The organism is Bacillus sp. DE0042 (genome assembly GCF_007680225.1).
GTDB classification, from domain to species: domain Bacteria; phylum Bacillota; class Bacilli; order Bacillales; family Bacillaceae_G; genus Bacillus_A; species Bacillus_A wiedmannii.
The window spans coordinates 438,658-463,790 of the sequence record NZ_VEJP01000003.1; the positions used below are offsets into that span (position 1 = coordinate 438,658).

30 protein-coding genes and 1 riboswitch are annotated in these 25,133 nt (G+C 36.6%); of the genes, 12 read left to right on the forward strand and 18 right to left on the reverse strand.

The features are described from left to right. Window positions 1–2 precede the first annotated feature (2 nt). From FS802_RS16285 to spoIIM, 8 genes are all read right to left on the reverse strand, one after another. Window positions 3–1,307, reverse strand: a complete 1,305-nt coding sequence (locus FS802_RS16285) for a pyrimidine-nucleoside phosphorylase (RefSeq protein ID WP_001243077.1) — start codon at window positions 1,305–1,307, stop codon at window positions 3–5. Between the two features lie 7 nt (window positions 1,308–1,314). Then, the gene (locus tag FS802_RS16290) at window positions 1,315–2,136 is read right to left on the reverse strand and encodes a purine-nucleoside phosphorylase (protein WP_001078443.1); all 822 of its coding nucleotides are present in this window, start codon (window positions 2,134–2,136) and stop codon (window positions 1,315–1,317) included. Window positions 2,137–2,148: 12 nt separating this feature from the next. After that, window positions 2,149–3,333, reverse strand: a complete 1,185-nt coding sequence (gene deoB / locus FS802_RS16295) for a phosphopentomutase (RefSeq protein WP_098653317.1) — start codon at window positions 3,331–3,333, stop codon at window positions 2,149–2,151. A gap of 442 nt (window positions 3,334–3,775) precedes the next feature. Next, on the reverse strand, window positions 3,776–4,516 hold the full coding sequence (locus tag FS802_RS16300) for a FixH family protein (RefSeq protein WP_098653316.1): 741 nt from the start codon (window positions 4,514–4,516) through the stop codon (window positions 3,776–3,778). A 146-nt stretch (window positions 4,517–4,662) separates the two neighbouring features. Further along, a complete protein-coding gene (gene xerD / locus FS802_RS16305) occupies window positions 4,663–5,553 on the reverse strand; it encodes a site-specific tyrosine recombinase XerD (protein WP_000390083.1) in 891 nt (296 codons plus the stop codon). A gap of 6 nt (window positions 5,554–5,559) precedes the next feature. Further along, the gene (locus FS802_RS16310) at window positions 5,560–5,790 is read right to left on the reverse strand and encodes a YqzK family protein (protein WP_001250432.1); all 231 of its coding nucleotides are present in this window, start codon (window positions 5,788–5,790) and stop codon (window positions 5,560–5,562) included. 103 nt (window positions 5,791–5,893) lie between these two features. Beyond that, complete coding sequence (gene fur / locus FS802_RS16315; protein WP_000392657.1) at window positions 5,894–6,349, reverse strand: ferric iron uptake transcriptional regulator; 456 nt, start codon at window positions 6,347–6,349, stop codon at window positions 5,894–5,896. 106 nt (window positions 6,350–6,455) lie between these two features. Then, window positions 6,456–7,073 (reverse strand): stage II sporulation protein M, encoded by a 618-nt coding sequence (spoIIM, locus tag FS802_RS16320; protein WP_240515220.1) that lies wholly within the window; start codon window positions 7,071–7,073, stop codon window positions 6,456–6,458. Between the two features lie 155 nt (window positions 7,074–7,228). Here spoIIM and FS802_RS16325 point away from each other — a divergent pair, with 155 nt between their 5' ends. Further along, window positions 7,229–7,780, forward strand: a complete 552-nt coding sequence (locus FS802_RS16325; RefSeq protein ID WP_000803489.1) for a GNAT family N-acetyltransferase — start codon at window positions 7,229–7,231, stop codon at window positions 7,778–7,780. A 24-nt stretch (window positions 7,781–7,804) separates the two neighbouring features. Here FS802_RS16325 and FS802_RS16330 read toward each other — a convergent pair whose 3' ends face one another. Continuing rightward, window positions 7,805–8,344 (reverse strand): NUDIX domain-containing protein, encoded by a 540-nt coding sequence (locus FS802_RS16330; protein ID WP_000067040.1) that lies wholly within the window; start codon window positions 8,342–8,344, stop codon window positions 7,805–7,807. A gap of 74 nt (window positions 8,345–8,418) precedes the next feature. On the opposite strand from FS802_RS16330, the gene mciZ reads away from it, so the two are divergent. Both mciZ and lolS read left to right on the forward strand, forming a co-directional pair. Beyond that, window positions 8,419–8,547 carry a Z-ring formation inhibitor MciZ gene (mciZ, locus tag FS802_RS16335; protein WP_000870295.1) on the forward strand — a complete coding sequence of 43 codons (129 nt, stop codon included), beginning with the start codon at window positions 8,419–8,421 and terminating at the stop codon, window positions 8,545–8,547. Window positions 8,548–8,600: 53 nt separating this feature from the next. Continuing rightward, window positions 8,601–9,515, forward strand: a complete 915-nt coding sequence (gene lolS / locus FS802_RS16340) for an aldo/keto reductase (RefSeq protein ID WP_000747222.1) — start codon at window positions 8,601–8,603, stop codon at window positions 9,513–9,515. A gap of 29 nt (window positions 9,516–9,544) precedes the next feature. Here lolS and FS802_RS16345 read toward each other — a convergent pair whose 3' ends face one another. From FS802_RS16345 to FS802_RS16355, 3 genes are all read right to left on the reverse strand, one after another. Then, the gene (locus FS802_RS16345) at window positions 9,545–10,372 is read right to left on the reverse strand and encodes an aldo/keto reductase (protein WP_098653315.1); all 828 of its coding nucleotides are present in this window, start codon (window positions 10,370–10,372) and stop codon (window positions 9,545–9,547) included. A 121-nt stretch (window positions 10,373–10,493) separates the two neighbouring features. Continuing rightward, window positions 10,494–11,018 (reverse strand): GrpB family protein, encoded by a 525-nt coding sequence (locus FS802_RS16350; RefSeq protein WP_001227181.1) that lies wholly within the window; start codon window positions 11,016–11,018, stop codon window positions 10,494–10,496. A 70-nt stretch (window positions 11,019–11,088) separates the two neighbouring features. After that, entirely contained in the window at window positions 11,089–11,352 is a 264-nt protein-coding gene (locus FS802_RS16355; RefSeq protein WP_000727565.1) for a YqkE family protein, read from the reverse strand. A 201-nt stretch (window positions 11,353–11,553) separates the two neighbouring features. Between FS802_RS16355 and FS802_RS16360 the strand changes: the two genes are divergently transcribed. Beyond that, window positions 11,554–13,143, forward strand: coding sequence for a bifunctional metallophosphatase/5'-nucleotidase (locus tag FS802_RS16360; RefSeq protein ID WP_098653314.1), 1,590 nt, complete (start codon window positions 11,554–11,556; stop codon window positions 13,141–13,143). Between the two features lie 122 nt (window positions 13,144–13,265). Here FS802_RS16360 and FS802_RS16365 read toward each other — a convergent pair whose 3' ends face one another. Continuing rightward, window positions 13,266–13,742 (reverse strand): ribbon-helix-helix domain-containing protein, encoded by a 477-nt coding sequence (locus tag FS802_RS16365; RefSeq protein WP_000151919.1) that lies wholly within the window; start codon window positions 13,740–13,742, stop codon window positions 13,266–13,268. A gap of 121 nt (window positions 13,743–13,863) precedes the next feature. Between FS802_RS16365 and FS802_RS16370 the strand changes: the two genes are divergently transcribed. Beyond that, on the forward strand, window positions 13,864–14,862 hold the full coding sequence (locus FS802_RS16370; RefSeq protein WP_000898977.1) for an alpha/beta fold hydrolase: 999 nt from the start codon (window positions 13,864–13,866) through the stop codon (window positions 14,860–14,862). 131 nt (window positions 14,863–14,993) lie between these two features. After that, entirely contained in the window at window positions 14,994–16,313 is a 1,320-nt protein-coding gene (locus tag FS802_RS16375) for a Na+/H+ antiporter family protein (protein WP_000994824.1), read from the forward strand. Between the two features lie 23 nt (window positions 16,314–16,336). Here FS802_RS16375 and FS802_RS16380 read toward each other — a convergent pair whose 3' ends face one another. Next, window positions 16,337–17,200 (reverse strand): LacI family DNA-binding transcriptional regulator, encoded by an 864-nt coding sequence (locus FS802_RS16380; RefSeq protein ID WP_098653313.1) that lies wholly within the window; start codon window positions 17,198–17,200, stop codon window positions 16,337–16,339. 99 nt (window positions 17,201–17,299) lie between these two features. After that, entirely contained in the window at window positions 17,300–17,782 is a 483-nt protein-coding gene (locus tag FS802_RS16385; RefSeq protein ID WP_098653312.1) for a GNAT family N-acetyltransferase, read from the reverse strand. An 81-nt stretch (window positions 17,783–17,863) separates the two neighbouring features. Here FS802_RS16385 and FS802_RS16390 point away from each other — a divergent pair, with 81 nt between their 5' ends. Continuing rightward, entirely contained in the window at window positions 17,864–18,787 is a 924-nt protein-coding gene (locus tag FS802_RS16390; protein ID WP_098653311.1) for an alpha/beta hydrolase, read from the forward strand. A gap of 10 nt (window positions 18,788–18,797) precedes the next feature. Here FS802_RS16390 and FS802_RS16395 read toward each other — a convergent pair whose 3' ends face one another. Next, on the reverse strand, window positions 18,798–19,043 hold the full coding sequence (locus FS802_RS16395; protein ID WP_000360793.1) for a DUF2552 family protein: 246 nt from the start codon (window positions 19,041–19,043) through the stop codon (window positions 18,798–18,800). A gap of 286 nt (window positions 19,044–19,329) precedes the next feature. On the opposite strand from FS802_RS16395, the gene FS802_RS16405 reads away from it, so the two are divergent. The 5 genes from FS802_RS16405 to ribH all read left to right on the forward strand — a co-directional run bounded on the left by FS802_RS16405 (window position 19,330) and on the right by ribH (window position 23,603). After that, window positions 19,330–19,536, forward strand: coding sequence for a CDGSH iron-sulfur domain-containing protein (locus FS802_RS16405; RefSeq protein ID WP_098614107.1), 207 nt, complete (start codon window positions 19,330–19,332; stop codon window positions 19,534–19,536). 189 nt (window positions 19,537–19,725) lie between these two features. Continuing rightward, a riboswitch (FMN riboswitch) is annotated at window positions 19,726–19,869 on the forward strand. Window positions 19,870–20,178: 309 nt separating this feature from the next. After that, on the forward strand, window positions 20,179–21,291 hold the full coding sequence (ribD, locus tag FS802_RS16410; RefSeq protein WP_098653309.1) for a bifunctional diaminohydroxyphosphoribosylaminopyrimidine deaminase/5-amino-6-(5-phosphoribosylamino)uracil reductase RibD: 1,113 nt from the start codon (window positions 20,179–20,181) through the stop codon (window positions 21,289–21,291). Further along, a complete protein-coding gene (gene ribE, locus FS802_RS16415; RefSeq protein ID WP_098092728.1) occupies window positions 21,273–21,917 on the forward strand; it encodes a riboflavin synthase subunit alpha in 645 nt (214 codons plus the stop codon). The genes ribD and ribE overlap by 19 nt, the downstream gene beginning before the upstream one ends. Before the next feature lie 12 nt (window positions 21,918–21,929). Then, window positions 21,930–23,123: a bifunctional 3,4-dihydroxy-2-butanone 4-phosphate synthase/GTP cyclohydrolase II gene (ribBA, locus tag FS802_RS16420; RefSeq protein WP_000468992.1), complete on the forward strand. Its 1,194-nt coding sequence runs from the start codon at window positions 21,930–21,932 to the stop codon at window positions 23,121–23,123. A gap of 18 nt (window positions 23,124–23,141) precedes the next feature. Beyond that, a complete protein-coding gene (ribH, locus tag FS802_RS16425) occupies window positions 23,142–23,603 on the forward strand; it encodes a 6,7-dimethyl-8-ribityllumazine synthase (protein WP_000230900.1) in 462 nt (153 codons plus the stop codon). Between the two features lie 29 nt (window positions 23,604–23,632). Here ribH and FS802_RS16430 read toward each other — a convergent pair whose 3' ends face one another. Next, window positions 23,633–23,953: a hypothetical protein gene (locus FS802_RS16430; protein WP_000549778.1), complete on the reverse strand. Its 321-nt coding sequence runs from the start codon at window positions 23,951–23,953 to the stop codon at window positions 23,633–23,635. A 181-nt stretch (window positions 23,954–24,134) separates the two neighbouring features. Further along, complete coding sequence (gene bioB / locus FS802_RS16435; protein ID WP_000815837.1) at window positions 24,135–25,133, reverse strand: biotin synthase; 999 nt, start codon at window positions 25,131–25,133, stop codon at window positions 24,135–24,137.

Sequence of the window (25,133 nt, forward strand, 5' to 3'; positions counted from 1 at the left end):
TATTATTCAGTAACGATGCCGTGCACTAATGTTGGTGCATCTACATGTTCGTTAGCAATCTTCATGTTCTCATAAATTTTTGCTTTTACATCTTCCACATTTTCACGGTTTGCGTAAATTGTAACAAGGGATTCACCTTTTTTCACGCTGTCCCCTACTTTTTTGCGAAGCATTAAGCCAACTGCTAAATCAATTTCAGATTCCTTCGTCGCACGCCCTGCTCCTAAAAGCATTGCTGCTGTTCCGATTTCATCTGCAACGATTTCTGATACATAACCGTCTTCCTTCGCTTCTACTTCAATTTTAAACTGTGCTTGTGGTAATTTAGAAGGATCATCAACAACAGAAGCATCGCCGCCTTGCGCTGATAAGAACGTTTTAAATGATTCTAGCGCTTTACCGTTGTTCATTACTTCAATTAATTTCTCACGTGCATCTTCTAAAGATGAAGCTTGTCCAGCAAGGTATACCATTTGACTTCCAAGTGTTAAACATAACTCTTCTAAATCTTTCGGCCCCTTACCTTGTAATGTATCAATTGCTTCTTGTACCTCAAGTGCGTTACCAATCGCCTCACCAAGTGGTTGACTCATATCAGAAATAACAGCCATCGTATTACGACCAACGTTATTACCAATGCGCACCATTGCTTCTGCTAAACGTTTTGCATCTTCATCTGTTTTCATAAATGCACCTGCTCCAGTTTTTACATCAAGAACAATTGCATCTGCACCAGCAGCAATTTTTTTACTCATAATCGAGCTTGCAATAAGCGGAATTGAGTTTACTGTTGCCGTTACATCACGAAGTGCATATAACTTTTTATCGGCAGGTGTTAAGTTTCCACTTTGACCAATAACTGCGATTTTGTTTTCATTTACAAGTCGCATGAATTCATCATTTTCGATTTCAACATGGAATCCTGGAACTGCTTCTAATTTATCAATTGTACCACCAGTATGTCCTAACCCACGTCCAGACATTTTTGCAACCGGTACACCTAAAGCGGCTACTAATGGACCTAACACAAGTGTTGTTGTATCACCAACACCACCTGTTGAGTGCTTATCTACTTTTACCCCTTCAATAGCTGATAAGTCGATTGTATCACCGCTATTTACCATTGCCATCGTTAAATCAGCACGTTCTTGATCGTTCATATCTTGGAAGAAAATTGCCATTGCAAGTGAACTTACTTGATAATCAGGAATATCACCATTCGTATATCCTTCAACAATAAAGTTAATTTCTTCTGTCGTTAATGCATGTCCGTCACGTTTTTTTGCAATTAGGTCCACCATTCTCATTGTGAGGTCACCCCTTCATTTGTTTTACGATTGCTTTTACTAATGCTAAGAAGTTAGCTTTAACACGTTCTGTCGTTTCAATTACTTCATCGTGGTGAAGTGGCTGATCTAAAATACCAGCTGCCATATTTGAAATACAAGAAATACCAAGTACTTTCATACCAGCATGACGCGCTACAATTACTTCTGGTACTGTAGACATACCAACTGCATCTCCGCCAAGTGTACGAAGCATACGAATTTCAGCAGGTGTTTCATATACAGGACCTGTCATTCCAACGTATACACCTTCTTGTACTTTAATATTTAAGTCCGCTGCAACTTGTTTCGCCATTTCACGAAGTTCTGGTGTATATGATGTAGACATATCAGGGAAACGCACACCCATTTCCGAATCATTCGGTCCGATTAATGGATTTGTACCCATGAAGTTAATGTGATCTGAAATTAACATAAGATCGCCTGGCTCAAATGATGTATTTACACCACCAGCTGCATTTGTTACAACAACTGTTTCTACACCTAGTTCTTTCATAACACGAACTGGGAATGTTACTTTTTGCATGTCGTATCCTTCATAGAAGTGGAAACGTCCTTGCATTGCTACTACTGTTACACCTTGAAGTGTACCGAATACTAGTTGACCTGCATGACCTTCTACAGTTGATACTGGGAATTCAGGGATTTCACTGTAAGGTACTGTTACTGCGTTCTCGATTTCATCTGCTAATACACCTAGTCCAGATCCAAGGATTAGTCCTACTTGTGGCGTTTCTTGAAATTTCTCTTTTAAGTATGAAGCTGATTTTGTAATAAGTTCACGATTCATTTGTTTATCCCCCTATTTCTTTAGCTCGTTTAAGAAGCTTGTTCCGTGTTCTGGCATTTTCACGCCGAAGTTTTCTGCTACCGTTGCACCAATATCAGCAAATGTTTGACGAAGTGCTAATTCTTGTCCGCCTTCTTTCATGCTTGGGCTATATGCTAATAACGGTACATATTCACGTGTATGATCAGTACCAGGATGTACTGGATCATTACCGTGGTCTGCTGTAATTAATAATAAATCATCTTCTTTTAGTTTTTCGAATACTTCTGGAAGACGAGCATCATACTCTTGCAGAGCTTCTCCATATCCTTGTGGATCACGGCGGTGACCGAATAATGCATCAAAGTCAACTAAGTTTAAGAAGCTAAGACCTGTAAAGTCCATGTTTAATGTATCTACAAGCTTATCCATTCCATCCATGTTAGACTTCGTACGAAGTGATTCAGTTACACCTTCACCATCATATATGTCAGAGATTTTACCGATAGCAATAACATCGTAGTCACTATCTTTTAATTCATTCATTACCGTACGGCCGAATGGTTTTAACGCATAATCATGACGGTTTGGTGTACGTGTGAATTTCCCTGGTTCTCCAACGAATGGACGAGCGATAACACGACCTACCATGTACTTTTCATCTAACGTTAATTCACGTGCAATTTTACAAATTTTATATAACTCTTCAAGTGGCACTACTTCTTCGTGTGCTGCGATTTGTAATACGCTATCAGCAGAAGTGTAAACGATTAAAGATCCTGTTTCCATTTGTTCTTGACCAAGTTCATCAAGAATCTCAGTTCCAGAAGCTGGTTTATTACCGATAATTTTACGACCTGTTTTTTCTTCTAATTCATCAAGTAATTCTTTTGGGAATCCTTCAGGGAACACTTGGAATGGTGTATCAATGTAAAGACCCATGATTTCCCAGTGTCCTGTCATTGTATCTTTACCAGTAGATTTCTCTTGCATTTTTGTATAATATCCAAGCGGTTTTTCTACTTTAGAGATACCTTTCATTTCACGAATGTTACCAAGACCTAACTTCACCATATTTGGCATTTGTAATCCATTCATATGTTCAGCAATGTGACCAATTGTGTCAGAACCTAAATCACCAAATTGCTCAGCATCCGGTGCTTCGCCGATTCCTACAGAGTCCATTACGACTAGGAATATACGTTTATATTTATTCATAACTGCGACCTCCTATAAGTTCAGTTCTACTTCTTGTAGTATGTTCAAAACGCTATAAAGTGAAACTGTTCTCCATAAGAATTCTCTTTCGTTCTCATTGTCAAACAGTACTTCTTTAATTGATTCTCTAACCTATTTCGTTTACTTTGAAACGACTCAAAAACATTTCTAGTTTTTTCTAAGTCAGATGTCAGACATCTGATACTGATATCATAACATGTTTACGCTTTCTTTTTAATACATTTTCGTAGAATTTCTCATTTTCTTCACACTTCTATTGTAATCCATTATGCAAATAAGTGCTAATTATTTTATGATTTATTTCTTCATATAAAGTGAAACTTTGATTAGCAGGAGTTTAGTTCTTCTCCACTGATTATTAGCCCTCATCAATTGGACGTTTACAGAATAAAAATAAAAAGCAGCTCTAAAGAGCTACTTTTTATTTTACTTCTACTGTTTCTTCTTTATGTTCATGTAGTTCGCCTTTTTTAACATGAACTTTCACTTTGTAAGAACCGTTTTCTTTGAAAGTATGTTTCGTTTCATACTCTCCTTTATTTCCTTCTTTCACTGGAATAAATTCGTGTTTTTCAACACCATCTTTCCAAATCTCAAGTTGTACTTCAGCACCAGTTAACGCTTCTTCTTTTTGTTTTAAATGAACTTTCATAGTTGATTCAGCATTTGCTTTTATATCACCAGCCATAAGATGGATCATTGTATCGCTTTTATGATCGCCATGCCCTGCACCGTGATCACTATTTTCTTTTTTCGCATCTTCTACTTTCGCATTTCCTACAGCCACTTTTACTTCTGGCATAACATGCATTTCACGTGCATTTGTGTGAGCGATAATATGGTATACTCCATCCGTCTCGAACGTTTTCTCTACTGCATAAACACCTTTTCCTTTATGCTTCCCATCTAACATCTCGTGATTTTCGTCGCCATCTTTCCAAATTTCAAACTTTACATCATCAGCATCTGTTACTTTTTCTTTTCCTTGTGTAACAAGTGCTTGTACTTCTGTTTTTTCACCAGGTTTAATTTCTTTCGGATTTGTTTGAACTGCTACTTTTACAGCTTCTAGTTTCTGTTCTTTTTTCGGTTCTTCTTTGTTTGTATTACAGCCAACCAATGCTAGCATCGCGATAAATAAAGTCATAATAAGTTTTTTCATCATCATTTCCTCCTTCATACCTTATTTAGTATAGAGGAAATACATTGTAATATTCTAGTCTTCTGCTGAAAACAATGTACGAAATGTTTGTGAAGTTTTTGTGAAGTACTATAGCCTTTTGAATCTATGAAAAAAGAGCATAGTAACTATGCTCTCGGATGAAACTGTTTATATACATCTTTTAATCTAGCTTTTGAAACATGCGTATAAATTTGCGTCGTTGAAATATCTGCATGTCCTAGCATTTCTTGCACAGCACGCAAGTCTGCTCCATTTTCTAATAAATGCGTAGCAAAAGAATGGCGCAACGTATGCGGTGTAAGCTCTTTTTCAATATTTGCTTCTTTCGCCAATCGTTTTAAAATTTTCCAAAATCCTTGTCTTGATAATCGATTCCCATGATGGTTTAAAAAGAGTGCATCTACTACTTTTTTACCCATCAATTCTCTTCTTCCCTTTTCAATATACTTTTGAATCGCTTCCGTCGCTAAACTTCCTAGTGGAATAATTCTTTCTTTATTCCCTTTCCCTATGCAACGAACAAATCCCATCGTTAAATGTACATCTTCTAAATTTAAGGCAATTAATTCCGAAACACGAAGTCCTGTTGCATAAAGTAACTCTAGCATCGCTTTGTCACGAACCCCAAAAGCACTCGTCATTTTTGGCGTCTGAAGTAACGCCTCTACTTCATCGATTGATAGTACTTTCGGTAATTTCCGTTCTCCTTGCGGCGTTTCAATATGTACGGATGGGTCGTGCTCTACCGCTCGTTCACGAAGTAAGAATTGGTGAAACGAACGAATCGATGCAATATGACGTGCTAATGTTTTCGAAGATTTTCCGTTTTCTTTTAAGTGCTGCAGAAAATTAACAATGTGCAAGCGTGTCACTTCATGAAAGCTTTTCGCCTGTTCTACATTTTGCAAATACTTTACATAACTTTTTAAATCACGTTCATAAGATACTACTGTATTTTTCGCTAGCCCTTTTTCGACAACCATATAATGAATAAAATCTTTTAATTGATCTTCCAATCTACACTACTCCCCATTTTCATAGAAAAACATCATTCTATTTACGAAAGCATCCTTTGCCGGCTCTTCATTCCCTGATACTTTTTCTACAGTCTCTTCTTTTGGTTTTTCATAACGATGATAACTTTCATATTCTTCATTTATCCATAGTATAGCGAAATAAAACAAAATCGTACAACTTGTAAATAATAAAAATACTTTTATCCCATCAAAAGTTAATTTTAAAGCTCGGCGCATTGTAAATTCCTCCAAAATATAAGTTATTACAACATATGCCAAGCTTTCACCAATTTATACCTTATTCAAATAAAAAACCTCTTCCTAGATAAATAGGAAAAGGTTATTTTTCATCCGTTTCATTTTCTTGACAATTTTTACAAATCCCATGGAATGTTAAACGATGATCTTTCACCTTAAAGCTCCAGTCACGTTCTACTTTCCTTTCCACTTCACCAAGTAAATCTTCTTGTATTTCTTGTACAGCACCACATTGTGTACAAATCAAATGATGGTGAAAACGCTGCGCACCTTCTTGGCGTAAGTCATAGCGTGAAACACCGTCTCCGAAGTTAATCTTATCGACAACTTTTAACTCAGATAATAGTTCTAAAGTTCGATAGACGGTTGCTAATCCGATCTCTGGCGACTTTTCTTTTACAAGGAGGTAAACATCTTCTGCGCTTAAATGATCTTCTTCATTTTCTAGCAGCACACGAACTGTTGCTTCACGTTGCGGTGTTAATTTGTAGCTCGCTGCATGTAATTGCTTCTTAATTCGTTCAATTCTTTCTTCCATTCGGTACTACTCCCTCCTCGCCACTCTTACACCATTATATCAGAAGAAGGGCTTCTGTCAAAAGAAAAACAATAAAAACAAATTGATAATTATTCTCAAAAAGTATTTATTGTTTATTAATAGCCTCAACGACTTCTTTCATTAAAACTGGTGATGCATAAGCTTCTACACTAGAAGCAAGAGCTAACACCGCTCCAATTACAAGAAAGAAGCATGTATAACGAATTAATAATGGTAATAATGGCTCGGTTATTTTCCTGATAAATTGATGCCTAATCATGCGTAAGGAAAAGCTTGCGGCAATTGTTGTCATAACGAGAAATACTGGAATAATAATGAGGTTTTGTGGCAATACAGAAACGAATGATAATAATAATCCATTCCATCCATGCTGACTGACTAAAAAACCTACTGTAAATCCGACAACTACTCCTTTTACAAATAATAAAATAAAAATAAGTGGCAATCCAATAATTGAAATCCCCAAAATCCAAATAAATCCAATGTATTTTAATTGCGAAAAGTAACTTTCTCGAAACATTTCGCTCGCAATAGCAAATTCTCCTTTAGAAACTTGTCCAAAAAAACGTTGTAAATAAAATGATAAATCTTGTTTTTGATTTAATTGTAAACTATTTACAAGAATGGCCCCAAATATTACTCCCATCAATAATAAAACAGCGTTAAATATATATAATGAAGAGTTTTCCTGTATGTGAGACATTACACGGTCTTGCCAAGTTTTTCTCCACATTTTTCTTCCCTCCGTTCACACTCTTACTAAAAATGTATGAAAGAAAGAAAAAAGTATGACGAATTAACATTGAAATTCCGCTCTACTTTGCTAAACTAAAAAGTAGAGAATAGGAGGGATTTCTCTTGAAACCATTATTATTAGATTTTCCAACATTATTTCAAACTGAACGCTTACAAGTTCGTAAGCCATTTCCAGGTGATGGTGCAGAAGTGTATGAAGCAATCCAAGCTTCTCTAGAAGACTTAGTACCGTGGATGCCAATTAACGCTGAAACAGAAGAAAGTGCTGAAGAAATCGTTCGTAACGCTCACGGGCAGTTTTTACTTCGTGAAACACTTGATTTTCACTTATACGATAAAGTATCTGGTACATTCATCGGAGCTATAACGCTCAAGCCTGAAAACTGGGATATTCCAAAGTTTTCACTTCACTTCTGGCTGCATAGCGCTTATACAAAACAAGGCTATATGACTGAAGCCATTAAAGGTGCCATTCAATTTGCCTTTGATAAGCTAAGTGCTAGAAGAATTGAAATTCGTACTGATGCAACAAATGCAAATGCATGTAACCTAGCAGAACGTTTAGAATTTATTCTAGAAGGTACAATGGAAAATGATTTCATAGCACCAGATGGTAGCTTACGTGATGCACGCGTATACGCAAAAATCAATTAAAAAACACTCGCCTTTGGCGAGTGTTTATTTTTGTAGTTGTAAGTATTGTACTGCAAACATCGTCTTCGCATCATGAATACGAAGATCTTTCATAAGAATAATCGCTTCTTCTAACGATACTTCCATCAATTCCACGAATTCATCTTCATCTAACTCAGCTTTATTTTCTTTTTTCGTCAAACCTGTCGCTTTATATACATATAAAATTTCATCTGCAAATCCTGGAGATGTATAGAAAGAAGTAATAAGCTCCATATTTTCACATACATATCCTGTTTCCTCTTCTAATTCACGAACTGCTGTCACCTCAGGTTTTTCACCAGGTTCTAACTTGCCGGCCGGAATTTCTATAATCGCCTTTTCAAGCGCTTTACGATACTGCTCAACAAGCACAATTTTCCCCTCATCAGTAATAGCAATAATAGCAACTGCACCAGGGTGATTTACAATTTCACGTTTACTCATTGCTCCATTTGGTAATACTACATCATCAACACGAACTTTTATAACTCTACCATCAAAAATCGGCTCAGTTTTTACTGTTCTCTCTGCAAGATTACTCATACTACTTCATCTCCCTGTTCTATTTCCTATTCTTTCCTCATACATTTTACCACATTGAAAGGAGCGTGATAGAAATGAAAGTTTATATTTTACCAAATCGCGTCACTTTAGTCGGAAAAGCATGGCAAATCCGCCATAAACTAAAACAATATGGCAAAGAGTATACAACTGTACAAGAGTGGATTACAGCAAATAAAAAGTAAACGTTTGTCAACCTCTTTTTCCTTTCGTACAATAAAGGTAAGGAGGTTGACCTATGAAAAAACGTCAATTAGGAAACTCAGATTTGTTTGTTACAGAAATGGGCCTTGGCTGCATGTCTCTCGGTACATCTGAAACAGAAGCTATGCGTATTATCGATGAAGCAATCGATTTAGGAATCAATTTTTTTGATACAGCGGATTTATATGATTATGGATTAAACGAAGAATTTGTTGGAAAAGCCTTAAAAGGGAAACGAGACCAAATTGTTCTTACAACAAAAGTTGGAAATCGATGGACAGAAGAAAAAAACGGGTGGTCTTGGGATCCTTCTAAAAATTACATAAAGGCTGAAGTGAAAGAAAGTTTACGTAGACTTCAAACTGATTATATTGATCTTTATCAACTTCACGGCGGGACGATTGAAGATCCAATAGATGAAACAATTGAAGCCTTTGAAGAATTAAAAAAAGAAGGTATTATTCGCCATTACGGTATTTCTTCTATACGTCCAAACGTTATCCGTGAATATGCTAAACGTTCAAATATCGTTAGTGTGCTAATGGAATATAGCCTTTTAAATCGTCGCCCTGAAGAATGGTTCCCACTTCTAAGTGAACATCAAATTAGCATTATTGCTCGTGGGCCACTTGCAAAAGGAATTTTAACTGACAATAATGCAAGAAAGATAGAAAGAGTAAAAGAAAAGAATTACCTTTCTTATTCTTACGATGAATTATATGCGACACTCGCGAATGTAAAAGAAATAATCGGAGAAAGCTCTTTAACAGGAACAGCTATTCAATATTGCTTACATAACGAAACTGTTGCAGCTGTTATACCTGGTGCAAGCTCTATCCAACAATTGAAAGAAAATGCCCAGGCTAGTAAACAAACACAGTTAACAACAGCTCAATATATACAACTTCAGCAAATTGCTAAATGTGATACTTACGCTTTACATCGTTAAAAAGACGCTACCATACTGGTAGCGTCTTTTTATAGCGTATCATATTTATCCGGATTCGTTCCTACATGTAAATTACGATTTAACGTATTAATTTGAGTCATCTCTTCTTCTGTTAGTGAAAAATCAAAGATAGAAAAATTCTCCTTAATGCGAAATGGTGTAACAGATTTAGGAATCGTCACTACCCCGCTCTGAATATCCCATCTTAATATAACTTGCGCAGGTGTTTTTTCATATTTCGTAGCAATGGCCTGAATAATCGGGTTCTCGAATACTTCCCCGCCTCTCATTAATGGGCTCCATGCTTCCATTTGAATTTGCTCACCTTGACAGAAATTACGCAATTCAAATTGCGCTAACATCGGATGAAGTTCCACTTGGTTAACCATCGGCTTCACTTTACAATTTGGTAATAACAGTTCTAAATGATGTTTATGAAAATTTGAAACACCAATCGAGCGCACTTTACCTTCTTCATACAGTTTTTCTAGCGCTCGGTACGTATCGACATACTTCCCTCTAATTGGCCAATGTATTAAATATAAATCTACATAGTCCATTTGTAATTTCTTTAAGCTTTTTTCAAACGCCTCAAGTGTTTCCTCGTATCCTTGATCGTCGTTCCAAACTTTTGTTGTAATAAATATGTCTTCTCTCGGAATTCCTGATTCACGAACCGCTTCTCCGACACCGCTTTCATTTTCATATACAGTTGCTGTATCAATCGAACGGTATCCAACCTCTAACGCTGTTTTTACTGCTTGTTTTACTTCGTCGCCTTCTTTCGCTTTATAAACGCCTAGACCAATCATCGGCATTTTTACGCCATTATGAAGTGTAGTTGTTGGAATGTGCACAGTCGTCTCCCTTTCATTCTTACATTTTTTATAAGCCACCACTTTATTTCAACAAGATTCAACCAAAAAGTCAAAACATATGTACAGTTTACATAATAATTTTATACACTAAAACGCAAACTCAATTATTCATATTTCCTTCTCTCCATTCTTTCGCTTTTTCATCAACACTACGTACAAACTCATTTTTTCCTTCCGTATATAACGTGCCATCATATGTATATTTTTCGGCTAATTCTTTCTTTAAGGTTGCATATGCCTCTGCTTCTTCACAATGAGCCATCATATAATCACGAAACGCTAAATGCCTTACTATCTCAGGATTTCCTTTTTCAAAAACGTGTAAGTGATACGAGCGTTTTTCCTCCGTTCCATGAATAAAATAACGACGTCTTGAAATACCATTTTCCCCTTTTACGATGTAACCAAGCTCTTCAAAACGTTCATTCCAATGATCTACTCTGTCGATACTCTCTACTTCCATAATCATATCTATAATTGGTTTAGCTGCCAGTCCTGGCACTGATGTACTTCCAATATGATGGACTTTCACCATTTCTGGCATCGCCGATTTTAATCGTTCAGCCTCTATTTGAAATTTTTCGTTCCAATGATTTTCATGCGGAACGACTACAATTTTTCTCATTTTACACTCCCCTTTTCTTACAAGCTCGTCAAAAAAATGATCAGCGGTATGCACTGATCATTTTTTTATATTATTTAAAGTCTTTCCAAGTAAGGCTACTTTCACTTAACAGTTCTTCAAATGATTTATTCTTTTCACGTTCTTTTTGTTCTTGGCGCTTTCTTTCCAGTTCAGCTGCCTCTTTTTTCTCTTCTCTCACTTGCAATTCTTTCTTCTTATTCTTTAATTGCTGCATGAGTGAATCATTTAATTGATCGCCTAATGTAAGCGACTCTTTCTCTGGTCTATTCACTTGCGATTGTCTTTGCATTTGTCTTTGTTTCTTTTTCTTCATGCTAATCACCTTTTACTTTTTTCTCCATTATAGTAGATACACAATGAACTCGACAATAAAAAAGGTTCTTTACTCTATTATTCACCTTTTGTAAATATGTTAATTTTTCGAAAAAACTAAATTTTTATATAGATATAATCCTATGAATCTATTAAAATTATGTCGTATGATGTCAGATTATAAAAAAAGGAGAAATGAATTATGTGGAAAAAAATCATTCCTGCTGTTGCCGTTTTAAGCACCATAACTTTTTCAAGCGTATTTGCCGCTCCCCCATCCCAGATTCCAGCTGAACAAAACCGCTACGTAGACGTACAAATGCTTGGTATTAATGATTTCCATGGACAACTAGATACTGTTAAAAAAATTAATAACAAAGAAGCTGGTGGCGCTGATTACTTAGCTACTTATTTAAAAGAACGTAAAAAGCAAAACCCTAATACACTTCTCGTACATGCTGGCGATATTGTCGGAGCTAGTCCACCAGTTTCAGCGTTGTTACAAGATGAACCAACGATTGAATTTTTAAATGACTTAAAATTCGATGTTGGTACAATTGGAAACCATGAATTTGATGAAGGTATCGATGAAATGAAACGCCTCATTTACGGTGGATATCACGAGAAAACAGGTAATTTCAAAGGTGCTAACTTCCCTTATGTCGCTGCTAACTTCTATAACAAATCAACTGGTCGCTTATTTTTACCACCATTTACTGTAAAAATGGTAGATGGTATTCCTGTAGGATTCATTGGCGTTGTTACAACTGATACGCCAAATGTCGTGATGCCTACTATGCTTAAAAATGTACAGATCACTGACGAAGTAGAAGCAATTAATAAATCAGCGCAACAATTAAAGCGTCTCGGTGTTAAATCCATCGTCGTCCTTGCCCATGTCGGCGGAACAACTGATGAGTCTGGCGTGACAAATGGAGACCTTACTCGAATTGCAAATGAAACAGACTCGGAAGTTGATGTTATTTTCGGTGGACATAGTCACACGTATGTAAATGGTACTGTAAATAATAAACTAATCGTCCAAGCGAACTCTTATGGAACAGCTTTCTCAGACGTAGATGTAACAATTGATCGTAAAACAAAAGATATTGTAAAGAAAAAAGCTGAAGTGATTACAACATATCATGAAGGTGTGGAACCTGATAAACAAGTAAAACAAAAAATAGATCAATATAAAGAAACAATCGCACCACTTGTAAATGAAGTTGTAGGAAAATCTACAGCACCTATCGACCGTAAACAAAATGATGCTGGTGAATCTACTCTTGGGAATGTAATTGCCGACGCACAGCGTCAAACGATGCAAGCTCAAATCGCACTTATGAATCCTGGTGGCATTCGTAATGACTTAGATGCTGGCGATATTACTTGGGGCGAATTATATGGCGTTCAGCCTTTTGGAAACCAATTGATTAAAGTAGATTTAACAGGTCAAGATATTCGCGACATTTTAAATCAACAATGGCAAAAAGGAACAACGAGAATGCTTCAAATTTCAGGTATTCAATATACGTGGGATGCAAATAAACCAAGCGGTGAAAAGGTTACGAATATACGCTTAACAAATGGCGAAGAGTTATCTCCATCTAAAACGTATAGCGTAGTTGCGAATGCTTTCTTAGCTTCTGGCGGTGACGGATTCGTATCATTTAAAAATGGAAAGAATTCAGAAACTGGTCCAAACGACTTTGAAGCGCTAGTCAATTATGTAAAACAATTAAAAGAACCAATTCAGCCAGTTATTGATGGAAGAATTCAAAAGGTAAATTAAGTATTTCCCTAATATGCGATCCAGATTTTTATTGTAAAGGATACGCACTTATACTTAATCCACAATATTAGTAAAACCTAAAAAGGATACTCGTTCTTACAATGAACATAGTATCCTTTTCTTTAGTTATCAAAATGTGATGTTTTGTTAACATCATATTGTTGTAAAAATTGTTGTAACGCCTCTTCTACAAGTTTAGATTTTCGAATTCCTTTCGCTTCTGATATAACGTCTAGTTTTGCTAATATTTCTTTATTAATAGAAAAGGTACGTTTCTTTTTTTCTGTACTTATACTCATAGTGGGCACAATTACTTCTTCTCTCTTTCTTAATAACTCATAAATACTTTGTAATTGCTCATAAATTAATAATTGATAATCCGTTGTCGCATATTGAAGGGCTGTCGCTTCTTGGAGTTGTAAGTGACGCGGTTCTTCTCCATCTCCTACAAAAATACGTTTCTTCTGTTCTCCATCATATTCGTATCCAATCAATCTTAATTTCTTTGATAATGTATATGGGCTTATTTCAAGACGTTTTGCTATAATAGCGATGGATTCACGTCTATTTAAGCAATCTATAATTTCTCCAATCGTCACAATTTCCCTCCTCCCGTGTTGAAATGACACTAGTATGGTATGTTACAATGATTTTCTAACAGTATATGCAAAACGAATAGCCTGTGCGATTCATACGATTTCAGAAAAGGAGGTTTTCCATATGCTTTTTCGTAGCTATACCCCACAGTTTTATAATGAAAATAAACAACTCATTCCTAATAGTATTGCTACGATGGAAGGCGTTATGATTCATAATCGAAAACAAACTCTCCTTATGCGCGGGCAAAACATAGAGCAGCCAATTTTATTATGCTGTCATGGCGGACCTGGCATGGCACAAATTGGATTTATTCGTCATTTTCAAAAAGAATTGGAGAAACAATTCATCGTTATTAATTGGGATCAGCGCGGGGCAGGTAAATCCTTTTCAATGAAAGATTTCGGAGCAAATTTTACAATCGAACAATTCGTTTCCGATGCAAAAGAAGTGATTCAATATGTACTTAAAAAGTTCAATAAACAGAAACTATTTCTCGCTGGTCATTCTTGGGGAAGCATTATTGGGCTTAACATAGCACATCAATATCCACAGTATATCGAGGCTTACATCGGTATTGGGCAGATTGTACATATGAAACAAAACGAAGAATTGCTATATCAGCATTTAATTCGTTCTGCAAAAAAACATGATCATAAAAAAGCATTAGCGTCCCTTTTAAAATTAGGCAAACCACCATTTTTAGATACGAGACGCCTTATTATTCAAAGAAAGTGGCTTGGCACATTCGGCGGAGCAATCCAAAACGGATCTTCCTTTTCTTTCATACGAAAAGGCTTCTTTTCCCCTGAATATACGCTATTAGATTGGTTCAAGTTTCTCGCAGGAAATTTAAAATCTGGCGTTTTATGGGAAGAAATGTTGACAATCGATTTCTTTTCTTCTATTTCAAGCTTATCTATTCCGATTTATTTTTGTTCTGGTCGCTATGATTATCAAACTCCTTATGCTCTCGTTCAGGAATATTGTGATGTGATAGAAGCCCCCATAAAAAAAATGATTTGGTTCCCAAATTCAGCACATTCTCCTGATTTAGAAGAACCAGAATTATTCGCCAATTCTTTACAATCAATTAAACAAGAGCTAGCTTTTCAGCATTAGTAACAAAAGGCTCTTTTACATTTCATAGAAAACAATTTATAATAATATGTCGCAACTATGTATAAATATAGCAAAGTGCTTCATATTTACTTGCCTTAGCACAATAAAATTTTAGGGAGATTACATTTATTATGAATGCTGTACTCGTCGCAGTAGCAGTTATGCTATTGCTTAGTTTGTTACGTGTCCAGGTCATTGTCGCCATCATTGTTGGAGCTTTAACAGGCGGAATTATCGGTGGACTCGGTATTTCAGAAACTATTAACACTTTTACAACTGGCCTTGGAAACAGTGCTCCAATCGCTTTAAGTTATGCAATGCTTGGCGGTTTCGCTATTTCCCTTTCCAAAACAGGACTTCCAGATGCCATGATTCAAACTGCACTAAAATGGATTGGCAATGAACAAGACACGAAAAAACAAGTTTATTCTAAAATACTTATTTTATTCATCATTTTAACGATGGCTTGTTTCTCACAAAATGTGATTCCTGTTCATATCGCTTTCATCCCCATCCTAATTCCAGCACTTTTAAAAGTATTAAATGAGCTGAAAGTGGATCGCAGACTTGTTACATGTATTATTACATTCGGATTGATTACTCCTTATATGTGGATTCCAGCAGGGTTCGGAAAAATTTTTCATGACGTATTGCAAACAAATGCTGCGCAAAGTGGTCTTACATTTGATGTCGCACTTATTCCAAAAGCAATGACTATTCCAGCAATCGGTATGATTATTGGATTATGTGTAGCGGTATTCATTACGTACCGGAAACCTCGTACGTATGAAACAGAACAAGTTCATACTACCGCAAATGAAATCGTTCCCTATACAAAACGTAGCATTACTTTCGGATTGTTATCTATCATAGCCACATTAACTGTTCAATTAGCAACAGAATCAATGATTTTCGGTGCTTTAGCGGGGATTATCGTCTTATCAGTAAGTGGTAGTCTACCTCTTAAAGAAGCAGATGCGATATTAACAAGCGGAATGCGCATGATGTCCTTTATCGGTTTTGTTATGATCGCTGCCGCTGGATTTGGCGCTGTTCTTCGAAAAACAGGACATGTTGAATCTCTTGTGCAAACGAGTGCACATATAATTGGAAATAACAAACCACTCGCTGCATTTCTTATGCTTGTGATTGGACTTCTCGTTACGATGGGAATTGGTTCATCCTTTTCAACCATCCCTATTTTAACAACAATTTTTGTGCCTCTTTGCATGCAGCTTGGATTTAGTCCAATGGCCACAATTGCAATTATCGGTACAGCTGGAGCGCTAGGCGATGCGGGATCTCCAGCATCAGATAGTACACTTGGGCCAACATCCGGTTTAAATGCTGATGGTCAACACCATCATATATGGGATACATGTGTACCAACTTTTCTGCATTATAATATACCGTTACTTATATTCGGCTTTATTGCCGCAATTACATTATAAAAGGTGCGTTTTATACGCACCTTTTACTTTTTTATTTTTTCTTTTAATTGTTGTAAAGCTATTTTCCCATTTTTTTCGGTGCAACTTTCAATTTTCATGAGTGACGGGCCTATCCATTCACTGTCTATGCTCCCGTTCGGTCCGATAATTTTCAACTTATCCGGTATACGGATATTTAAATTTTTCGCTGCTTGAATTAACTCAAAAGTAACCTTTTCACTTGAAGTTACAATTCCATCTATATACGGGTAAGTTTGCAAGAATGTAATAAACTGTTTATTCGTATACCCTTGTACACATACTTCTCGATAAGAGATCCCTTCATCCCAAACAGCGTCTAAAAATCCTGATATGTGCTCTTCCATTTCTTCACTATCTTCTCCCTCATCGAAATAAGCAAGAAATTGACAGCCTTTTTCTTTTAATAAAGAAACCGTTCTTTGTCCACTTTCATAATAATTTGCATGGGATTTTTTTTCATCAATCACAACAAACGGAAGTGGAATTTCTCCTATACTTTTAAAAACGGATCTTGTTAAAATAACACCTGCAACGTTATTTCCCTTCAACATATGTATGTATCTATCTTTATTCTCTATATTACAAACAATGATTTGATATCCTTCTTTATATGCTATTTCCTCAATACAATGTAGCAAAGTGATGTTTGATGGGTCATATAGATTATCTACAAGTAATGCAATTATCGTTGAATTCTCTTTAAATAATGGCTTTGCTGCACTATTTGGCCTATAACGTAATTCCTCAATTGCTTCCTTTACTTGTTTTACTGTGTCCTCATGAACGTATCCTTTTTCATTAATAACTCGTGAAACGGTTGCGACTGAAACACCTGCCAATTTTGCAACATCACGTATAGTTGCCACATCGTCACCCCTTAATATGGTAATAGATTACAATTTTACGGTAACCTAAATTACAATATTCGTCAAGGTTACTAACTTATATTTCTGAAAATTGTTACATCAATTTATTAAACGATACTCCAACTGTATTTCATGTAAAATTGGGATATTATCATATCCGATACGCGGAATTTCTTTCTTTATTTTTCGTGCCTCTTCCACTGCATTCACATATAAATTAGTCATCACAAAATTACGTTTTTGGTAAAAACGTAACGCATTCATATTATCATTTGTTGTTATGAGCCAAACCCGCCCGCACCGTTTTTCTTCTGCAACTTGTAATACACAATCTACAAGTTTCGTCCCTATTCCTTTTCTTTCTTCAAAGCTATCTAACGATACAATTCCACACATATTTCCGGTCACTTCATACGTTATAATTCCGATTATTCTGTCATCCGAGAGCGCAACAAATCCTGGCAACTCTTCTAACTGATGCCCCTTACCACGTGAAACCATCAATGAACTCCCCCAGTTCTCACACATGAACATTCGGATTGTTTCTTTCATCGCTGGCGTAATTTTTTGTATATACACCATTTCCTATTTCTCCCCTTTTCTATCATTGTGATACAATGTAAGTGTATCACATGTAACGGTATTTGGAGGATGAGGTAAAGTATGAAACGTTTTTTTGCAGCATTGTTTACTATACTAGGTGCGATAACTGCCCTTGGGATTTTCTTTACAAATAAAGTGATGTACTTAAAGAAAAAAACAGAGGAAGAAGTACTCGAAAGAGAAACGAAAAAACATTTTCGCATAGAGGATTTTGATGCTCTTCATAAAGAAGAAATTCATATTCCTTCGCAATTCGGATATGATCTTCACGGCTATTACATTCCTGCTGGTCATTCCAATAAGTTTATGATCTTTTGTCACGGCGTAACTGTAAATAAAATGAACTCTGTAAAATATGCAAGGTTATTTTTAAACAGAGGGTATAATGTCGTTATTTATGATCATCGTCGTCATGGTAAAACTGGCGGAAAAACAACAAGCTATGGATACTATGAAAAACATGATTTAAAATCTGTAGTTGACTGGCTAAAAAGTCGCTTTGGAACAAATATAACACTCGGTATTCATGGTGAATCTATGGGAGCTGCAACACTTCTTCAATACGCAGGACTTGTAGAAGATGGTGCTGATTTCTATATTGCAGATTGTCCTTTTTCTGATTTCTACGGACAATTACAACACCGTTTAAAGGTTGAATTCCATTTACCTAAATGGCCCTTATTACCTTTAGCAAATGCTTTTTTAAAAGTGCGTGACGGTTATACGATTCGCGAAGTTTCACCAATCGATTGTATAAAAAATATTAACAATCCCATCCTCTTTATTCATAGTAAAGATGATGATTATATTTTAGCTGATATGACGAAAGCACTATATGAAGCAAAAGGAAACAATAAACAACTTTATATTGCAGAACGCGGTGCACACGCTTGCTCTTATAACGAAAATAAAGAAGAGTATGAAGCAGCCGTTGATCAATTTTTAAACTCATATGTAAAAGAAACAAAAAACAGGCTTGCATAAGCCTGTTTTTTTATTGCGCTAAAACGTCTGTAACTTGTTCCATGTTTTCAGAAATCCATTGCATTGCATCGTCTAACGTTGGAAATTCTGTCGTTTGAAATGTTACTTCATCTTGAAGTAACCAAACATCCTTTGCCTCTTGCCCTACACCTGCAATGGACCAATGTAACAAACTATATGGATGATTATCATTCAAAAATGATGCCCACGTGCGCTCATTTGCAATGTTTCGTAATGTATGTAATTGTTTATCCATCTCTCGTCACCTTACTCTAGTCAGTTATGAAAACTATTATAACACTCTCTTCTTTCTCAAACAAAGTGCTCTTTTTACCCCGCATTAACGGGCAGTAAAACTCCCACCTCAAAACTCAGCTAAAACAAAGAAGTTAGGTGGGAGATTAACTGCCCCTAAAAGCCCGATTGGTTCAACTAATAATTAGTGGGGGATACCTCCCCACTAATTAAAGTTTCACTTTATATTGTCAAGTACTTCTCTTAATTATATGATGAAATTAAGCGTTTGGGAAGGAGGGATAGCGTTGGCGAAAGTACAAATTAAAGTAAATGATAATGGCTCTTTTCGTGTTACAGGGGACGTGGAATTAGTCGATTCACAAGGGAATGTATTCCCAGCAAAACCGGCATTTTCTTTATGCCGTTGTGGTTTATCAAAAAATATGCCTTATTGCGATGCTTCGCATAAAGGGAAATTCGATTCTGTTGTTAGAGCACCAGAGGCAGAATAATTTCACATGTGACATGCACATTTTTTTGTGCATGTTTTTTCTTTTCATTAACTCTCGTCCCCCCTTTTCCTTACAACATTCCTCATACTTTTGTCTTCATTCCAACTTACATATATTTTCACACAATTCTTCACATTCGAATATTTTTTACTAGCCTTTTGTCTTTTTTGTGCTATAATTTGAGCAAACAACATCCTTCGGGGTCGGGTGAAATTCCCAACCGGCGGTGATGAAGTGCAAACTTCTAAGTCCGTGACCCGTTTTCAACACGAAAACGGTGGATCTAGTGAAACTCTAGGGCCGACAGTATAGTCTGGATGGGAGAAGGATATGTTTTCTAGTAATTTTATATAGCGAATACACTTTTATTTCAGTATGCATATTTTTAAAGTTTCATTTTGAATCTTTATATATGTTTTATTTTGTATACTTATGTTTCTATACTGGAATAAAAAGATACGACTAGCGTTTGAAAAATTTGATATTTTGCTAGGTTTTTTCCTTATGCCAAAATATCAATCATCGTTAGGTTTCTTTCCTATACTTTCGTATTCGAACTATATTTCTAGAAATCACGTCTCCCAAACCCCAAGGATATAAAATCCTTGGGGTTTTTTGATTTTTTCAGGAGAGGTGAAGAAAATGACAGATCAAGAATATATGAGGATTGCCCTGCAGTTAGCAGAAGGAACATCCGGACAAACAAGTCCAAATCCTATGGTTGGTGCTGTTGTTGTAAAAGATGGAAACATCGTCGGTATTGGCGCTCATTTACGTGCAGGTGAAGAACACGCAGAAGTTCACGCTCTTCATATGGCTGGTGAAAAAGCAAAAGGAACTACCGTTTATGTAACACTTGAACCGTGTAGCCATTTTGGAAAAACACCACCTTGTTGTGAATTGCTCATCAAAAAAGGAGTCAAACGGGTTGTAATTGCTACGCTTGATTGCAATCCTCTCGTTTCTGGTACTGGAAAAAGGAGATTAGAAGAAGCTGGCATCGAAGTAACTACCGGTGTTCTTGAAACAGAAGCCACCTTATTAAATCGTTTCTTTTTTCACTACATGAAAACGAAACGTCCATTTGTAACAATAAAAACAGCGATGAGCTTAGATGGAAAAACAGCAACTGTCACTGGTGAAAGTAAGTGGATTACAGGTGAAGAAGCACGAGCTGATGTTCACCAATATCGCCATACACATGATGCGATTCTCGTTGGAGTAAATACAGTTATAGCTGATAATCCGCATTTAACGACAAGAATTCCTAACGGGGGTAAACATCCTATACGCGTCATTTTAGATACCCATTTACGAACACCACCATCTTCTCATGTCATAACAGATGGTTTAGCACCGACATGGATTTTTGTCGGTAAGGATGTAAATAAAGAGAAAATAGCTTCTTATGAATCTGAAAATATAGCTATATTCCAAATGAAAACAAAACATATAGAAATCAAGGACCTCCTTTTCTTTCTTGGAGAGAAGCAAATTCTTTCTCTATTCGTTGAAGGTGGTCAAACAGTTCATGCAAGCTTCTTACAAACAAAGCATCTCAATGAAATTGTAACTTATATAAGCCCCAAATTAATTGGTGGGAAAGATGCCCCTACTTTATTTGGTGGAAATGGTTTCGCAGCATTGCAAGATGCACTTTCCTTGGAAATTCAAGAGATGAAACAAGTTGGTGATGATATAAAAATCGTTGCGAATGCCCGAAGTGAGGTGACGGAATGTTTACAGGAATTGTAGAAGAATTAGGAACGATTGCAAACATGCAACAAAGCGGAGAAGCGATGAAGTTAACGATCCATGCAAATAATATTTTATCAGATGTTCACTTAGGTGATAGTATCGCGGTTAACGGTATTTGCTTAACTGTAACGAGTTTCACAACAACTTCATTCACAGTGGACGCAATGCCTGAAACGATGCAATCAACATCACTTCGCATGCTTAAACCACGCTCTAAAGTAAATTTAGAGCGGGCGATGGCTGCAAACGGACGATTCGGTGGACATTTCGTTTCAGGACATATTGATGGCATCGGAACGATATTAAACAAAAAACAACACTATAATGCCGTCTATTACAAAATAGCTATTGCTGATGAATTGCTGCGCTATTGTTTGCATAAAGGATCCGTTGCTGTTGATGGAACGAGTTTAACGATATTTGATATAGACGAATCTTCCATCACAATCTCACTCATCCCGCACACAGTAAGTGAATCTGTTATCGGAGAAAAGAATGCCGGTGACATAGTAAACATTGAGTGTGACATGATTGGTAAATATATCGAACGCTTTATTTCTAAACCTGTAAAACGAACAGGTTCAATGAGCGAAAGCTTTTTACAAGAAAACGGATTTCTATAAGGGGGAAGCATTATGTTTCATCGTATTGAAGAAGCTCTAGAAGATTTAAAACAAGGAAAAGTCGTTATCGTATGCGATGATGAAAACCGTGAAAATGAAGGCGACTTTATCGCTTTAGCAGAGTATATTACGCCAGAAACGATTAACTTTATGATTACACATGGGCGTGGTCTCGTTTGTGTACCGATTACGGAAGGGTACGCAGAGCGTCTACAATTAGAACCAATGGTAGCTCATAATACAGATTCGCATCATACTGCATTTACAGTGAGCATTGATCATGTTTCTACAACAACAGGGATTAGCGCTCACGAACGGGCGACTACGATACAAGAATTGTTAAACCCTGCATCAAAAGGTGCTGATTTCAATCGTCCTGGACATATCTTTCCATTAATCGCGAAAGAAGGCGGTGTACTGCGCCGTGCTGGTCATACAGAGGCTGCCGTCGATTTAGCACAGCTTTGCGGAGCAGAACCAGCTGGAGTCATTTGTGAGATTATCAATGAGGACGGTACGATGGCTCGCGTACCTGATTTACTACAGTGCGCAAAACAATTTGATATAAAAATGATTACAATAGAAGATTTAATTGCTTATCGCCGCCACCATGAAACACTAGTGACGCGAGAAGTGGAAATTACATTACCTACAGATTTCGGTACTTTCCATGCAATCGGCTATTCTAATTCATTAGATACGAAAGAGCATATCGCACTCGTCAAAGGTGATATTTCAACAGGAGAGCCTGTACTTGTACGCGTTCATTCAGAGTGCTTAACAGGAGATGTATTTGGCTCATGCCGCTGTGATTGCGGACCACAACTCCATGCTGCACTTGCTCAAATTGAACGTGAAGGAAAAGGCGTTCTTCTTTATATGAGACAAGAAGGACGAGGCATCGGCCTTCTTAATAAGCTTCGCGCTTATAAGTTACAAGAAGAAGGATTCGATACGGTAGAAGCAAACGAAAAACTTGGATTCCCAGCTGATTTGCGTGATTACGGTATTGGCGCTCAAATTTTAAAAGATTTAGGTTTACAACAGTTACGATTATTAACGAATAACCCGCGAAAAATTGCTGGCTTACAAGGTTACGATTTAGAAGTAATCGAGCGTGTTCCATTGCAAATGCCAACAAAAGAAGAGAATAAAACGTATTTACAAACGAAAGTAAACAAATTAGGACATTTACTAAACTTATAATAAAGGGAGAGATTCATTATGGTATTCGAAGGTCATTTAGTTGGTACAGGATTAAAAGTTGGGGTTGTTGTTGGACGTTTTAATGAATTTATTACAAGTAAGTTACTCGGCGGAGCTTTAGATGGATTAAAGCGTCACGGTGTAGAAGAAACTGATATCGATGTTGCTTGGGTTCCTGGCGCATTTGAAATTCCTTTAATCGCTAAAAAGATGGCTAATAGCGGGAAGTATGATGCTGTTATTACGTTAGGTACTGTAATTCGTGGTGCTACAACACATTACGATTACGTTTGTAATGAAGTAGCAAAAGGAGTTGCATCTTTATCACTACAAACAGACATCCCAGTTATTTTCGGTGTATTAACGACTGAAACGATCGAGCAGGCGATTGAACGCGCGGGCACGAAAGCTGGTAATAAAGGCTATGAATCCGCCGTTGCTGCGATTGAAATGGCTCATTTATCAAAACAATGGGCATAAAAAATAAAAAAGAGGCTGCGGCCTCTTTTTTATTTTTTTACTTTTTTCCGTACATCTTTTATTAATTCATCCATTGTTTTTCCTTCTGTTTGTATACGAAGCGTTTGTGCTGTTCTCCATACATTCTCTCTTTTCTTCGCTTCTTCTATAATAGTAATTTCTTTTCGCACTTCCTTTAAGTCTTTTCCTTCTGTTTTCAATCCAAAATGTTCAGCTTTCGTTCGAAAATGTTGTTCAATTCGTTGTTGCATCTCTTTTTGTTCAGGATTTTCGGCGGCCTTAACTGGATCAGCACTTATTGCTTTTAGTAAAATTAGACAAGTCATAATCGCTAATATATATTTGTGCATGTAAAATCCTCCAACCCAATATAAATTACATATTTACTATGTACAATTGGGGCTTGGAAAATTCGTCCACCAAAATTCTTTTTTTCGCTCAAAAACCAATAGTATCAAGCTTTCACAACTATTTATTACATTTTATTTACAAAAAAAGCAAACTCTTTTACAAGTTTGCTTTTTATCTATCTTATAATGCACATTCTTCAATCTCAAACCCTAAATCTTCAATCATACCCCAGTCTGCAGTCGGTTCTTGTCCAGCTGTCGTTAAGTAATCTCCAACAAAAATAGAGTTTGCTGCAAATAAACCGATTGGCTGTACAGAACGTAAATTGATTTCACGTCCCCCTGAAATGCGAATTTCTTTCGTTGGGTTTACAAAACGCATCATCGCCAGCACTTTTAAACATTCTACCGGCGTTAATTCTTTTTGTCCTTCAAGCGGCGTACCCTTTACAGCAACAAGGAAATTACATGGAATTGAATCTGCGTCTATACGTTGTAATTCAAATGCAATTTCAGCACGTTCTTCTATTGTCTCCCCCATTCCAAAAATTGCCCCAGAGCATGGTGAAATGCCCGCTTGTTTTGCTTTTTGAACTGTATCAACACGATCGTCATACGTATGAGTGGAGCAAATGCTTTCGTAATTATTTGCATGTGTATTTAAGTTGTGGTTATAACGATGTACACCCGCGTCTGCTAAACGTCCTGCTTGATCTTCGTTTAAGAAACCTAAACAACAACAAATCTTTAAATCTGTCGTTTCACGAATCTCCTTAACTGCTCCAATTACGTGATTCACCTCTTTATCCGTCGGACGACGACCAGATGCCACAATACAATATGTACCTGCTTTACGGCGAATTGCTTCGTGTGCTCCTTCTACAATCTTTTCCTGCGTTAGCCATGCATATTTATCAATCGGCGCCTCTGAAATAATAGACTGTGAACAATATCCGCAATCTTCAGGACATAATCCAGATTTCGTATTAATAATCATATTCAATTTTACTTTCTTACCAAAGTGATGATGGCGAATGATGTAAGCTGCATTCATAATTTCTAACACTTCTGTATCATCAGCTTCTAATATCGCAATTGCATCCTCTTTCGTAATCATTTTCTCTTCTACTACGTCATGTGCAAGTTTTTTCCAATCCCTTTTTGTTTGTACTTGTTTCAT

Coding starts and splice junctions, on each gene's coding strand:
- FS802_RS16285 (WP_001243077.1), bottom strand. CDS start 1,307: ATGAGAATGGTGGACCTAATTGCAAAAAAACGTGACGGACATGCATTA.
- FS802_RS16290 (WP_001078443.1), bottom strand. CDS start 2,136: ATGAATCGTGAACTTATTACAAAATCAGCTTCATACTTAAAAGAGAAA.
- deoB (WP_098653317.1), bottom strand. CDS start 3,333: ATGAATAAATATAAACGTATATTCCTAGTCGTAATGGACTCTGTAGGA.
- FS802_RS16300 (WP_098653316.1), bottom strand. CDS start 4,516: ATGAAAAAACTTATTATGACTTTATTTATCGCGATGCTAGCATTGGTT.
- FS802_RS16310 (WP_001250432.1), bottom strand. CDS start 5,790: ATGCGCCGAGCTTTAAAATTAACTTTTGATGGGATAAAAGTATTTTTA.
- fur (WP_000392657.1), bottom strand. CDS start 6,349: ATGGAAGAAAGAATTGAACGAATTAAGAAGCAATTACATGCAGCGAGC.
- spoIIM (WP_240515220.1), bottom strand. CDS start 7,073: ATGTCTCACATACAGGAAAACTCTTCATTATATATATTTAACGCTGTT.
- FS802_RS16330 (WP_000067040.1), bottom strand. CDS start 8,344: ATGAGTAATCTTGCAGAGAGAACAGTAAAAACTGAGCCGATTTTTGAT.
- mciZ (WP_000870295.1), top strand. CDS start 8,419: ATGAAAGTTTATATTTTACCAAATCGCGTCACTTTAGTCGGAAAAGCA.
- lolS (WP_000747222.1), top strand. CDS start 8,601: ATGAAAAAACGTCAATTAGGAAACTCAGATTTGTTTGTTACAGAAATG.
- FS802_RS16350 (WP_001227181.1), bottom strand. CDS start 11,018: ATGAGAAAAATTGTAGTCGTTCCGCATGAAAATCATTGGAACGAAAAA.
- FS802_RS16355 (WP_000727565.1), bottom strand. CDS start 11,352: ATGAAGAAAAAGAAACAAAGACAAATGCAAAGACAATCGCAAGTGAAT.
- FS802_RS16360 (WP_098653314.1), top strand. CDS start 11,554: ATGTGGAAAAAAATCATTCCTGCTGTTGCCGTTTTAAGCACCATAACT.
- FS802_RS16370 (WP_000898977.1), top strand. CDS start 13,864: ATGCTTTTTCGTAGCTATACCCCACAGTTTTATAATGAAAATAAACAA.
- FS802_RS16375 (WP_000994824.1), top strand. CDS start 14,994: ATGAATGCTGTACTCGTCGCAGTAGCAGTTATGCTATTGCTTAGTTTG.
- FS802_RS16385 (WP_098653312.1), bottom strand. CDS start 17,782: ATGGTGTATATACAAAAAATTACGCCAGCGATGAAAGAAACAATCCGA.
- FS802_RS16390 (WP_098653311.1), top strand. CDS start 17,864: ATGAAACGTTTTTTTGCAGCATTGTTTACTATACTAGGTGCGATAACT.
- FS802_RS16395 (WP_000360793.1), bottom strand. CDS start 19,043: ATGGATAAACAATTACATACATTACGAAACATTGCAAATGAGCGCACG.
- ribD (WP_098653309.1), top strand. CDS start 20,179: ATGACAGATCAAGAATATATGAGGATTGCCCTGCAGTTAGCAGAAGGA.
- ribE (WP_098092728.1), top strand. CDS start 21,273: ATGTTTACAGGAATTGTAGAAGAATTAGGAACGATTGCAAACATGCAA.
- ribBA (WP_000468992.1), top strand. CDS start 21,930: ATGTTTCATCGTATTGAAGAAGCTCTAGAAGATTTAAAACAAGGAAAA.
- ribH (WP_000230900.1), top strand. CDS start 23,142: ATGGTATTCGAAGGTCATTTAGTTGGTACAGGATTAAAAGTTGGGGTT.
- FS802_RS16430 (WP_000549778.1), bottom strand. CDS start 23,953: ATGCACAAATATATATTAGCGATTATGACTTGTCTAATTTTACTAAAA.
- bioB (WP_000815837.1), bottom strand. CDS start 25,133: ATGAAACAAGTACAAACAAAAAGGGATTGGAAAAAACTTGCACATGAC.